The organism is Vagococcus sp. WN80Y (genome assembly GCF_059621045.1).
Window position 1 is genome coordinate 18,921 of the sequence record NZ_JCAQHY010000167.1, and the last position, 13,671, is coordinate 32,591.

Genomic DNA, 13,671 nt, shown 5'->3' on the forward strand with positions numbered 1-13,671 from the left:
TCAGGCGAAAAATAATATAGCTAGTTGTTTTTTGCTTAAAAAGAACATGGAGGAAAAAAATGGACACACAAATTGAAAGCGTCAACGTGAAAAAAAGTAGTGTTGGACTGATTTTTGCCTTAATGGCAGGTTATTCAATGGTTTACATGGATAAGAGTATGATTTCAACAGCTATTATTCCAATTGCTAATCAGTTTAATTTGGATGCAGGACAAACAGGAATGATTATGTCGTTCTTCTTCTTAGGTTATTCATTAATGCAAATTCCTGGGGGATGGTTAGCCGATAAAATTGGTGCGAAAAAAGTGTTAATTTTGTCATTAGCTATTATTTCTATTTTTTCATTTGCTTTTGGAGCAGTTAGTAGCTTAATGCTATTTATGGTTATTCGCTTTTTTGCAGGGATTGGTCATGGCGGTTATCCACCGAGTTGTTCTAAGTCAATTGCAGATAATTTTCCGCAAGAACGTCGCACGTTTATCCAATCGTTGATTTTGTCAACTTCTGGTATTGGTGGAATTTTAGCCTTCACTTTAGGAGCCAACTTGATTAATAACAATTGGCGTTATGCCTATCTAGCTTTAGGTACCATGTTTGCGATTGCGGCTGTTTTAGTGGCAATTTTTGTACCAAAACAAGCAACAAGTCAGAAAAATACGGGTAAGGTCAAAATCAAATTTAGCGAAGTCATTACAAATCGCAATGTCTTGATTTTGTGTTTAGCAATGCTGTTACTTAATTTCTTATTGTACGGTAACATGTCTTGGCTACCAAGTTTCTTGGCACAAAAATTCACCTTGGATATTACTAAAATTGGTTATTTATTAGCGGTTAATGCCGTTTTCCAAACAGTTGCGACCATGTTTGCAGGTGTCTTATTATCAAAATTATTTTTAGGCAAAGAGCGTCTCTTTATTATTGGGGCAACGGTTCTTTCTGCTGTGTTAATTTTAGGATTTGTCTCTTCTAGTAATTTGGTTTTATCAATGATTTTATTGATTTTGGTTAGTATGGTTTCTGTCTCAGCGTTTACAGCGATTTTCACTTGGCCACATAAAATCATGGACCCGGCTATTATCGGCTCTTCGATTGGTATTATCAATACTGGAGGAACTTTAGGTGGTTTTCTAGCACCAATGGTTTTAGGTCAATTAATTAAAGCGGCTGGTGGGTCTTTCACCTTGGCTTTTGGTTTTATGGCTGCGGCTAGTATTCTTTGTGGATTGTCTATTCTAGGCATTAAAAAAGACGCGTAATGGGAAAAAGAGTTTTTAAATATAAAAGCGCCTTTGATATTATTGGCCCTATTATGGTTGGCCCTTCTAGTTCTCATACAGCAGGCGCAGTAAAAATTGGCAAAATGGCTCGGGATTTATTTAGAAAGGTACCAACTAAATTAGTCGTCACTTTTTATGGCTCATTTGCAGAAACGTATAAAGGTCATGGGACAGCGGTCGCTATTGTGGCCGGGGTTCTTGGTTATGAAACCTCTGACGAACGTATTCCTGATGCCATCGAGTATGCAGAGGAACAGGGAATAAAGATTGAATTTTTAGTGAGTCAAAAAGAAGTCGAACATGCCAATACAGTCAATCTAGTTGTTGAGTCTGGTAACGAACAGTTAAATTTAATGGCCATTTCAATAGGTGGGGGAAGTATTCAGCTAACAGAATTAAATCACCATTCAACAGTGCTAGCGCACCATGCTAGTGGGTTAGTTGTGACGACGGAAGAGCCACAAGAGGTCGCTTCAATGATTCACGAAACTCTAGAAGAGACGTCGATTGTTACGATTCAAAAATTGGATCAGGAAACCGTCTTTTTCGTGGAAACAGCGAGTGAATTAAGTCAAAAGGTATTAACAACAATCAGACAATTGCCTGGTATTATCACGGCCTTGTCAACAGCGAGTTAGGAAAACGAGGAGGGATTGGCATGTTTGGTTCAATTGAAGAATTAGTGCAATTAGCAGAAAAAGAGCACTGTAAGATTTCAACCATCATGATCTCTCAAGAAGCAGAAGTTTCCGGCAGAGAACGTGTGGATATCATGAATCAAATGGAATTAAATTTAAAAACCATGGAAATGGCTGTGGAGAGAGGCGTTGCGGGGGTTCGTTCGCATTCGGGATTAACGGGCTATGATGCTAAGAAGCTTCAAGCGTATCTTGATACTAAAACGGTTTTGACTGATCAGACCTTTGTAAAAGCCTTGTGCTATGCTGTGGCAACCAATGAAGTCAACGCAGCTATGGGCATGATTTGCGCGACTCCGACAGCCGGTTCGGCAGGCGTTGTACCGGGAGTACTGTTAGCCTTTAGTGAGAAATGGCAGACACCACGAGAAGAGATGATTCAGTTCTTGTTCACCTCAGCTGCTTTTGGGTTTGTGGTAGCAAATAACGCGATGATATCAGGGGCAGAAGGTGGCTGTCAAGCGGAAATTGGTTCCGCATCGGCAATGGCTGCTGCGTCTTTAGTTGAATTAGCAGGTGGGACACCACGTCAAGCCGCTCATGGTTTTGCGATTGCTCTTAATAATTTAATCGGCTTGGCTTGTGATCCGGTTGCGGGATTAGTTGAAATCCCTTGTATCAAACGTAATGCTGGAGGGACCTCTAATGCGATTACAGCAGCGGAGATGGCTTTGGCAGGAGTGGAAAGTGAAATTCCGGCAGATGAAGTTATTGAAGCGATGTATCGAGTGGGTCGAAATATGCCGGCAGATATTCGTGAAACGGGAATTGGTGGTTTAGCCGGAACCGCAACAGGTAAACGGATCGCAAAAGAACTTTTTGGAATAGATCGAGCTTAAAACAGTAGAGAAAGGAAGAATAAAATGAACGCTAAACAGCAAATTGCAGAGTTAATTGAAAAGAAACGTCAAGAATTTATTGAGGCAGCAGATTGTATCTGGGGGACTCCAGAAACACGTTTTGCAACAACTCAATCGGTACAGCCTTATTACACGATTTTGGAAAAAGAAGGCTTTAAGATTGAAAAAGGCTTGGCTAATATGGAGCATGCTTTTGTCGCAACTTATGGAAGTGGCGAGCCTGTCATAGGTATTTTGGCTGAGTACGATGCTCTTGGAAACTTAAGCCAAGTAGCAGATTTAGGTGAGCAGCAGGCGGAAGTTAGCGGTGGAAATGGTCACGGCTGTGGACACAATTTATTAGGAATCGGAGCATTAGCAGGAGCTGTTGGAATTAAGGATTATCTGGAGCAAGCTAATTTGCCAGGAACAATTAAATTATTTGGCTGTCCAGCTGAAGAGAGTGGGTACGGCAAGGCCTTTATGGCGCGAGATGGCGTATTCGATGGAATTGATGCTGCTTTAGCTTGGCATCCAATGGATGTTAATATGGCGTGGGGCGATAGTAGCTTGGCAGTCTATCAGATTTATTACAAATTTAAAGGAATCTCAGCTCATGCGGCGGCGGCACCTGAACAAGGGCGAAGTGCTTTAGATGCAGCTGAATTGATGAATATTGGAGTACAGTTTTTAAGAGAGCACATCATTGATTCTGGACGAGTTCATTATGCCTTTATGGATGCAGGCGGCGAATCAGCTAACGTTGTTCAACCAACGGCTAACCTCTACTACTTTATCCGCGCACCAAAGCTTGCTCAAGCCGAAGAAATATACAAGCGTGTTAACAAAATAGCAGAAGGGGCTGCGCTTATGACGGAGACAGAATTAGAGATTGTCTTTGATTCAGCATGTGCTAACTATGTTCCTAACCAAGCAATGACAACTGCGATGTATGATAACTTGAAAGATGTTGCTGATATGGGGCTGACGGATGAGGATCAAGCTTACGGTCAACGTTACTACGATAGTCTACCAGAAGCTGCAAAAGAAGGCTTGTATCAAAGAGCCAAGGCTTTGTTCCCACAATATAGTGACAAAGAGGTCAAAAAACTTAGTCAGCAACCTTATTTAACTAAAATGTTACCTTTAAGTTTTTCTGATAAAACCTCTGGTTCAACAGACGTCGGCGATGTTAGCTGGGTCGTGCCAACTGCCCAAGTGACAGTGGCTTGCGAACCCCAAGGAACCCCGCCTCATTCTTGGCAGTGGGTAGCAAATGGAAAATCAGCAGCAGCTCATAAAGGCTTCTTGTCAGCCGGGAAAGTGATTGCAACGACGGCCTATGACTTGTTAACCCAACCAGAACTGTTAGCAAAAGCCAAAGCCGAGCATCAGCAAGCGTTAAATGGTGCAGTCTATCAATCAGCTATTCCAAAAGAGGTTAAACCAACTTAAAAAGTGAGTTGATTTCTAACAATCATTGTCATAGAACAAGCAGGTTCTTTCTAAAAGGAGAGGACCTGTTTTTTGATGCTATAATTTTAAGCGTGATTGGAGGGGAAGTATATCTAAGGCTATAGAAAATGTTTATCTTCCCTTTTCTTTGTTAAATTACTGCTTTTCCCTTGTTTTTATTCTTGAAAAGATAGAGAAGGTTGTGTAAAGGCTGAATAGAGGATATTTTCAAAAAAATGTGTGGGTCAGTAATAGCTATATGGGTAAGTTAGAGCTATATGAGGTCTGGTCTTGATTAGACAAGTTTTAGAAAACTGTGATATAAGTAGAATAAAAGAAGCTTGACTCTATGTTAGTGGCGGTGTTGTAAGAGCGATTAATAACAACTTTGGAGTTAATTGAAAATCGGATGTCCGTCAAACGCATACAAAGTTGAAACAACGTCCTACAGCCGTAGTTGAATCATGTAAAGGTTGTTGTATCAGTCTTTATATGGTGGTAATAAGAAATTAACATCACAGTGAGTCGCTATCAGATGTACGCTTTTTAGGATTTGAACAGGTTGAGATTTTTTTGAAGAATAACAAGATTATATTTTATTGACCATAATTGGCAATAGTTCCTGTTGTTAGAGTGATCGTAAAATAAGAAACGTAGTGGAGAAGAGCACAAAAATAGTTAGTTTTCAAATGTAGCCAATATACAGATAGACAAAAAAGTTGGGAAGAATAGAAATTCCCCCAGCTTTTTTAGCATGTTATCATTACAAAAATAGTTATCGATCTTGGAGCAGTTTAAATATGATAACACGTTTAAAAAAATAGGGAGAACGTTATTAGTTGAGAAGTAGGGTGGAAGACAAATTGATGGTGAAGTAGTTGCTTTTAGGGAAATATTAACCAGTTCAAAAAAATAGTATTTAAAAATCAAGGAGAAGAGTATGTTGTTTGTTAGAGCGGCTGCCAACTAACAGAAGATATTTCAGGTTAATGTTATTGTTTTTTGCAATAAAAAATAAGTAAATGACTAATGTTATGGAAACGTCTTCCAATTTTATCTGTGAAAAGGTATGATTAATGTATGGATTGAATAGGATAATTCAGTTCATAAAATGAGTGATAATGAAATAGGAGGAGTTAGTAATGAAGAAGCATATGAACAAAGTGGTAATGACTGCGATCTTGGGTCTGCTATTTATCTTGTTAGGGGGAGGGAAATCTGAAGCGGCTTCACTGTATTCTGTTTCAGGGACGCTGTTTAAAGACGACAATAAAAATGGTAACTATGATGTAAAAAACTTTGAAACGCCGATTAAGTATAAGCAAGTCTCGCTTTATAGAACAGTTGAAGAGGCGGTCAATGGACAGGCACCTGTTGCGACTGCGGCGACTAACTTTTTAGGAGGTTACCATTTTAAACGATTAAGTCGTGGAACGTATTATTTGAAATTTGCTCAAGAGACTGATCTTTTGGCGATTAAGCAATCGGGGACGGTTGTTACAAGCGATGGAGAGTCACTGAATGATATTGTCGAGGTAAATGTATCGAGACTTGTTACAGTGAAAAACTTAGCGGTGTCTAAGCCTTTAGACCTTAATTTTCATGTTTTTCAGGATTTGAATTTGAATGGCATTTTGGACTCAGATGAGAAATTAGAGAACTACAAAACGATGGTGTTTGTTAATATTGAAAAGTTAGCTCAATTGATTGCCACTGATGGCTTGGCTAATCTTGATATGAGTAATATTACGACAGGGGCTATTAAAGGAACGATAAACCTTGGCGATGGTGCGATTATTTTAGATACGACCAAAGGAAATGCGCCGCTTAAGTTTGCCAATGTTGAAGCAGGAGGTTATGTTGCGTTTCGTTCCCCTTATAATTTAGGCTTAATGGGTGGTGATTTGGCCAGATTATATGCTTTATTGGATATTCTAGATGGGAATATTACTGAGGAGCTTCTGAATGATCCAGAGTTGATTAATTCTGGGGATTTAACGACCAATCCAGATACTGAGTATATTAAGTCGCTTGCGAGCTTCTTTAGAATGGTGGTTGAGCAAGTTGATGGGTTAAATATTGATCAACTGCTAGACGAAAAAACTGGGACTTCTTTGCTTAATTTATTAGAAAAAACTAGAAATCTGACAAAATTATTAGAATATGTTCCTGGAATGAAGTTGATTATTGCTGATAATTGGGGAAATGCTTATGACTTCTCTAATTTCAAGGTAACTAAGACGACGGATATTCAAATTGGGATTCGGTCTTTAGTTTCTATTAATGGTGTTGCTTTTGTTGATACAAACGGTGATGGGATTCGTAATGGTTCACCGCGTGAAGCTCAAAAGGCGATTAATCTTTCTATCTATAATGAAGCGGGTAACTTATTGATGACTGTTACGACGCCTGAAAAGACTGGTAGCTACACGATTAGAGGGCTTCCTTATGAGACGAAGCTGTACTTGGTAGCGGAAACGGATGAGGTTGTGACCACTCGCTATACAGGCGAAGATATTCCAAGTGCGTTAGCGGAGAAGCAGATTGTGGCGATGTATCAACTAAGCGGAGCGACGACAAATTATAAATTGAAACAAGATATTGCCATTGCACCAAATTAGACGAAATTAACTAAATACAAGAACCACTTTTCTAGTTTTCTAGAGAGGTGGTTTTTTGTTGAAATGACGGGACCTAACCGTTAATAACTATCAATTTTTTTTGCGAACGTATTCATTTCTTTTTTCGAGACGTGACCCTTGACTTCGATACCTATCTGCGTTAATATCAAACAGTATTAGTTACTAACAGTGTTAGCTATTAATATTGTAACGAGTTTGAGAGAAGGAGGAATCATATGACATTCGCAGAAGAAGCTGAACGAGAGTTCCTTCGTTTAATGGTTGAAAATCGTCATGGCGCATTTAAACGAATTGAAAAAAGTAATCAAGGAGAAACAGTGCTCATCAAGTTTCTTGATTTGCTAGGTGAACCAACTAGTCCGAAACATTTGGCTGAATCACTTAATTTATCTAGTGCTCGAATTGCCGTTCTATTAGGTAGTTTAGAGAAAAAGGGACAGATCGTTCGTGACATGGACCCAGAAGATCGTCGTCGGATTAATGTCAGCCTAACAAAGTGTGGTCGAAAAGTGGCCAATGCAGAAAAGAAACAAATGCACGATAAAATCATCAAGATTTTTACCCAAATGGGCGAAGAGGATACTAGAAAGTTCGTAGAGCTGATGACGAAATTCGTTGATTGCTCCCACAAATTATCCCTGAAAGAGGAAGGTGACCAATAGTGAAGATTTTTAAACATCTTGGTAAATACTGGTATGCCGTCATCGTCGTTCTTGCGCTATTGTTCGTACAGGCACGTAGTGAGTTAAGTTTGCCAAACTTAACATCAGATATCGTTGACGTCGGTATCCAACAGGGAGGATTAGAATATTCCACTCCTGAAAAAATTAGAAAAACGACTCTCCAAGGGATTGAAATGTTCATGACCGATAAGGAGAAACAAACAATTGAAGATAATTATCAGTTAAAAACTGAAACTATTGACAGTAAAAAAGTTGAAGTCTATCAATTAAAGCTTCAAGATGGGATGACTAAAGCTAAGTTAGCAGATATTTTCAATCTGCCAATGATGATGCTAGCTTCTTCTCAAGCGAAGGAATCAGCAAATGCAAGTGAAGCAAAAGCGATTATGGATGATTATAAAGCTATTTCCGCTGATGCTGCTAAAGCAAAAGAGTTAGGGGCTGAAGCTAAATCATTAGGTGAGCAAGCTCAGGCAGCGGGAGAGGCAGCAGCTACAGCGACTGATCCTGCGACAGCAGCTACAAAAGCGACAGAGGCTCAGACACTTGGAGCTGAGGCGGCTACTAAAGGAGAAGAGGCTAAAAAGCTAGCTGATTCTATCACTGCCAAAACAGATGGCATGCCGGCTAAAGTCGAAGCAGCCCGTAAGGAAACTAAGGCTGGCTTAGGTGACCTAGGCGAAGATTCTATGAAAACAGTTGGTATTCAATTAACGTTAGCTGAATATAAGGCATTGAAAATGGATACTCAACAAATCCAAACAGATTACATGGTTAAAACAGGGACGAAAATGGTTGTTTTAACCCTAATCGCCGCTGTAGCAGCTGTGATTGTTGGCTTAATTGCCTCTTTAGTCGCGGCAGCTGTTGGACGTAACTTACGAGTGGGGCAATATGAGAGAACTCTTCAGTTTTCAAATACTGAAATGGAAAAATTCTCGCCAGCCTCATTAATTACGCGGAATACCAATGACATTCAACAAATGCAAATGGCAATTGTGATGATCATGCGGATGGTTCTATATGCGCCAATTTTGGGTATCGGCGGTATTTACGAAGTGTATAAAACTGGAACTGGCATGGGCTGGATTCTTGGCGTAGCTGTATCTGCGGTTTTAATTTTAGTTGGAACGTTATTGATATTCACTATGCCTAAATTCAAAGCTTTACAGAACTTAGTTGATAGAGTCAACTTAGTGTCTCGTGAAATCATCACTGGTTTACCTGTTATTCGAGCTTTTTCTCGTGAAAAGTATGAAGAAAAACGCTTTGATGGTGCTAACAAAGATTTGATGAAAACTCAACTATTTGTTAACCGTTCGATGTCTATTATGATGCCCGTGATGATGCTAATGATGAATGGTATTTCTGTTCTGATTGTGTGGGTCGGTGGTCATAATATGGATGCAGGACAACTTCAAGTTGGAGATATGATGGCATTCATCACTTATACAATGCAGATTGTTATGTCATTTATGATGTTATCTATGGTATCTATTATTCTTCCTCGTGCCAATGTTGCGGCTAGTCGTGTAGAAGAAGTTTTAGGGACTGTTCCAACAATTAAAGATCCAGAGCAACCAAAAGATGTTCATGATTTTAAAGGTGAAGTTAAATTTGAAGCTGTTAACTTCCGTTATGGCGATGCTGATGAAGATGTCTTGCATCATATTAATTTCGTTGCGAAGCCTGGTCAAACAACCGCATTAATTGGGTCAACTGGTTCTGGAAAATCAACGATTGCTAACTTAATTCCTCGACTGTTTGATGTAACAGGTGGGCGGATTACGATTGATGGCATTGATGTTCGTGAGCTGAGCTTGCATAAATTACATGAGATTATTGGATTTGTGCCACAAAAAGGTGTGTTATTCTCAGGGGACATTGCCTCAAATATTAAATTTGGTGATGCTGAGATTTCAGATGAGCAAATGCGTAAAGCGGCCGAAATTGCTCAAGCTGATGAGTTCATCAGTTCCAATGAAAAAGGGTACGAGCGAGAAATTTCTCAAGGTGGTACTAATGTTTCTGGTGGACAAAAACAACGGTTGTCAATTGCACGTGCTCTAGCTAAAAATCCTAAAATATTGATCTTCGATGATTCGTTTTCAGCTCTAGATAACAAAACGGATGTGGCCTTGCGTAAAGCTTTATCTGAAACAATTAAGGATGCGACACAAATTATTGTCGCTCAAAAAATCTCAACAATTCTCCACGCTGACAATATTATTGTCCTAGATAAAGGGCGAATCGTTGATCAAGGGACACACGAAAAGTTAATGGAATCATCAACCGTCTATCAAGAAATTGCTCAATCACAGTTAAGCAATGCTGAATTAGGCATAGAAGAAGCCGAATAGGGAGGAGCGACTATAATGACAGAAAAAAGACAAAATCGCCCTCGTGGCGGTGGACCTGGACAGATTGCACCAGTAGAAAAAGCCAAAGATTTTAAGGGAACCATTAAGAAGTTAGTGTCTTATATTGGCGCTTATAAAATTCCTGTTTTCTTTGTAATGATCTTTGCAGTTGCCTCAACAGTGTTTAATATTTGGGGCCCAAAAATCTTATCGAAGGCCATTACTGAATTGTTTAATGGCTTAATTAAAAAGTATCAAGGAACTGGCGGCATTGATTTTGAAAAAATCGGTGGTATCCTGCTCTTTATGCTAGGACTGTACTTAGTGGCAGCAGCCTTTGGTGTTGTTCAAGGCTGGATCATGTCAACTATTTCGCAAAAAATTACTTACAGAATGCGTAAAGAAATTTCTGAAAAAATCAATCGCATGCCGATGAATTACTTCGAAAGTCGTACGACAGGTGAGGTTTTGTCACGGATTACCAATGACGTTGATACTCTTGGTCAATCACTTAATCAGTCGATTACGCAATTAATTACGTCAACCTTCACTATTATTGGGGTTATCGTGATGATGTTATCGATCTCCGTTAAGATGACTGGAGTGGCCATTTTAATAGTGCCAATTTCTTTTGTTCTAATTATGTTTGTCGTGAAAAACTCACAAAAATACTTTAAGACACAACAAGAATACCTAGGTGTTATCAATGGTAAGGTTGAAGAAACAATCGGTGGTTACAACATTGTTCGTCTGTTCAATGAGGAAGAAAATTCATTAAAAGAATTTAAGGAACAAAATGATATTTTATTTAAATCAGCATGGAAATCTCAATTTTTGTCTGGTTTGATGCAACCGATTATGAACTTTGTCGGCAACTTAGGTTATGTAGCTGTTGCGATTGTCGGTGGGATTATGGCTTATAATGGTTCCATTACAGTAGGAGATATTCAAGCCTTTATCCAATATGTTCGTAACTTGACTCAACCGATTGCGCAATTAGCACAAGTGTCTAACATGCTACAATCAATGGCTGCGGCTGCTGAACGTGTCTTTGAGTTTTTAGAAGAGGATGAAGAAGAGCAGCTGGCTGAAAATCCTGTTAAAATTGATAAAGCTAAAGGTATGGTAGACTTTGAACATGTTAACTTTGGTTACACACCAGATAAAACAATCATTAATGACTTTAGCTCCCATGTTGAGCCAGGTCAGACGGTGGCGATTGTTGGGCCAACTGGTGCTGGTAAAACAACGATGGTTAAATTGTTGATGCGTTTCTATGATGTTAATTCGGGTGCGATTAAAATCGATGGCTATGATATTAGAGACTTTAATCGTGAAGATTTACGGAAAAATATCGGAATGGTTCTTCAAGATACGTGGTTGTTTAAAGGAACGATTATGGAAAATCTTCGTTATGGTCGTTTAGAGGCTACAGACGAAGAGGTTTATGAAGCAGCAAGAGCAGCTCATGTCCATCATTTTATCCAAACCTTACCTGGTGGCTATAACATGGTACTGAATGAAGAGTCATCTAATATTTCACAAGGTCAAAAACAATTATTAACGATTGCGCGGGCAATTTTAGCCGAAAAACCGATCTTAATATTGGATGAAGCGACATCGTCTGTTGATACACGAACAGAAGGATTGATTCAAAAGGCCATGAATAACTTGATGGACGGTCGGACGTCTTTCGTTATTGCTCACCGCTTGTCAACCATTAAAGATGCTGATAAGATTTTATATATGCAAGATGGCGATATTAAAGAACAAGGCACACATGAAGAATTGCTAGCAGAAGGTGGCTTCTACGCCTCTCTTTATAACTCGCAATTTGAAGAAGTAGCTGAGGACTAGAAAGACATTTAAGAACTGATTCAACACTTTTAGGAGTGCTGGATCAGTTTTTTTGTGTACTACGATAAGTGTCAGCAGAATGGCGAGAGTGGCGTTTCTTGATGTCCAAGCTCTGGACTTTGGTCCACTTGCTAGTGAAGGTGTTGTGAGCGCTATTATTCTATGCTAATTTAGAGATAAGAGATGTACACTCAAATGATTGAAAAGGAGAAAGTAAGTTAATGGGAGAAAAAGCAAAAGAGGCCATGCAAAAATTTTCGCGTTCAGCTATTATGCCAATTAAATTTATGGCTGTTATGGGGTTATTTTTAGCAGTGGCTGTTATTTTTCAATTAGAGTTTATGCCATCATTTTTGAAAACTATTGGATTATTAATTAAAACGATGATGGATGCCATGATGAACAATCTGGCAGTGATTTTCTGTGTCGGCATTGCGTCATCGATGGCAAACAAGAAAAAAGTTGAGGCAGGATTATTGTCACTGATTGTCTTTTTATTCTTTTTGGCGGCGAACAATGCTTGGTTAAACTTAAATGGACTTTTAGCTGAAGAAGGGGCAATGGGGCTTTTCGGGACAGGTCAAGGGATGGTTTTAGGCTTTCAGGTTGTGGACATGAATGTCTTTTTAGGGATGCTTTTGGGATGTCTGACAGCTTATATCCACAATAAGTATTCGGAAGTAGAGTTTATTGATTTATTTAGTATCTATGGGGGATCACGTTTTACTTTTATTTTGATGATTCCAATTACATTGGTTTTAGCAATTGCGCTATGTTATGTTTGGCCGGTTATTAATGGCTGGATTAATTCGTTGTCTGATGTTATTTTAACAGCTGGTTTACTTGGCGTGTTTTTGTATTCTTTTGGCAATCGTTTCTTGATTCCGACTGGCTTACATCATTTACTCTGGATGCCATTTTGTTTTACGGCATTAGGTGGAACAGCTGAAATTGCTGGTGAGGTTTACAGTGGGGCTGTTAATATTTTTTATGCAGAGATGGCGAATATTGGTACGGTGACATCACTAGATCCGTCATTACGATTTGCGACTTTTGGGTTTGTTAAAATTTTTGGCTCGATTGCAGTTGGGTTAGCTCTTATTCACTGTGCTCGTAAAGAGCGTAAAGAAGAGATTAAAGGCATGATCTTGCCCTCTGTTTTTGTTGGTGCGGTAGCAGGTATTACTGAACCGTTAGATTTCTCATTCCTATTTGCTTCACCATTATTATGGTTAGTTCACAGTTTGTTAACAGCTATTTCGGAAGTTGTATTGTGGGCGATTGGGGCGCGAACTTATATGCTGTACGGCTTAATTGATACGGTTGTCTCAAATTCTGTGATACCACCAAGTGTTTCAAAATTTTATTTAGTCTTAATCGTTGGACTGATTATGGGCGTTATTTGGTACCTAACATTTGTTTTCCTTATTAAGAAATTTAACTTGCAAACACCAGGGCGGGAAGAAAGCTTGGTTACGACTGACGGTTTGTCAGTTAATATGAGTGTCTCAACTGAAGAGGAGTCGGCTGGAATTACAAGCGAGGATGTTACTCTCGTTATTCAAGGTCTTGGTGGCGAAGAAAATATTGAGACCATTACAAATTGTTTCACTCGTTTACGAATAACGGTCAAAGATAGTAACAAGGTCAGTGAAGAGCAGCTAAAGAGATGTTCTCAACAAAAAGGTATTGTGATGAATGGGACGAATGTTCAAGTAATTATTGGGATGAGTGTGCCGGCTTTTAAAGAAGCTGTTTGTGATGAATTAGGGATTGTCGAGTAGTGTTCGTGAGGTGTCAATTGTTGGACCTAGTTCCAGATATGGGGAAAAGGCTTGAATTGAGAGAGTCAGAGCTTAA

General features: G+C 39.2%; 9 protein-coding genes. All 9 read left to right on the plus strand.

The genetic code is table 11. From position 1 onward, the window contains the following. The first annotated feature begins 59 nt into the window (after window positions 1–59). The 9 genes from AC5KOD_RS16420 to AC5KOD_RS16460 all read left to right on the plus strand — a co-directional run bounded on the left by AC5KOD_RS16420 (window position 60) and on the right by AC5KOD_RS16460 (window position 13,595). Window positions 60–1,256, plus strand: coding sequence for an MFS transporter (locus AC5KOD_RS16420; protein ID WP_496915661.1), 1,197 nt, complete (start codon window positions 60–62; stop codon window positions 1,254–1,256). Beyond that, the gene (gene sdaAB / locus AC5KOD_RS16425; RefSeq protein WP_496915662.1) at window positions 1,256–1,915 is read left to right on the plus strand and encodes an L-serine ammonia-lyase, iron-sulfur-dependent subunit beta; all 660 of its coding nucleotides are present in this window, start codon (window positions 1,256–1,258) and stop codon (window positions 1,913–1,915) included. Before AC5KOD_RS16420 ends, sdaAB begins: the two co-directional genes overlap by 1 nt. Window positions 1,916–1,935: 20 nt before the next feature. Continuing rightward, window positions 1,936–2,814: an L-serine ammonia-lyase, iron-sulfur-dependent, subunit alpha gene (gene sdaAA, locus AC5KOD_RS16430; RefSeq protein WP_496915663.1), complete on the plus strand. Its 879-nt coding sequence runs from the start codon at window positions 1,936–1,938 to the stop codon at window positions 2,812–2,814. A 24-nt stretch (window positions 2,815–2,838) separates the two neighbouring features. Further along, window positions 2,839–4,269: an amidohydrolase gene (locus AC5KOD_RS16435; RefSeq protein ID WP_496915664.1), complete on the plus strand. Its 1,431-nt coding sequence runs from the start codon at window positions 2,839–2,841 to the stop codon at window positions 4,267–4,269. A gap of 1,142 nt (window positions 4,270–5,411) precedes the next feature. Beyond that, window positions 5,412–6,890, plus strand: coding sequence for an SdrD B-like domain-containing protein (locus tag AC5KOD_RS16440; RefSeq protein ID WP_496915665.1), 1,479 nt, complete (start codon window positions 5,412–5,414; stop codon window positions 6,888–6,890). Window positions 6,891–7,126: 236 nt separating this feature from the next. Beyond that, window positions 7,127–7,573: a MarR family winged helix-turn-helix transcriptional regulator gene (locus AC5KOD_RS16445; RefSeq protein WP_496915666.1), complete on the plus strand. Its 447-nt coding sequence runs from the start codon at window positions 7,127–7,129 to the stop codon at window positions 7,571–7,573. Then, the gene (locus tag AC5KOD_RS16450; protein WP_496915667.1) at window positions 7,573–9,954 is read left to right on the plus strand and encodes an ABC transporter ATP-binding protein; all 2,382 of its coding nucleotides are present in this window, start codon (window positions 7,573–7,575) and stop codon (window positions 9,952–9,954) included. Before AC5KOD_RS16445 ends, AC5KOD_RS16450 begins: the two co-directional genes overlap by 1 nt. Window positions 9,955–9,969: 15 nt before the next feature. Further along, window positions 9,970–11,811 (plus strand): ABC transporter ATP-binding protein, encoded by a 1,842-nt coding sequence (locus AC5KOD_RS16455; RefSeq protein WP_496915668.1) that lies wholly within the window; start codon window positions 9,970–9,972, stop codon window positions 11,809–11,811. A 221-nt stretch (window positions 11,812–12,032) separates the two neighbouring features. Beyond that, complete coding sequence (locus AC5KOD_RS16460) at window positions 12,033–13,595, plus strand: PTS transporter subunit EIIC (protein WP_496915669.1); 1,563 nt, start codon at window positions 12,033–12,035, stop codon at window positions 13,593–13,595. The last annotated feature ends 76 nt before the right edge of the window (window positions 13,596–13,671 follow it).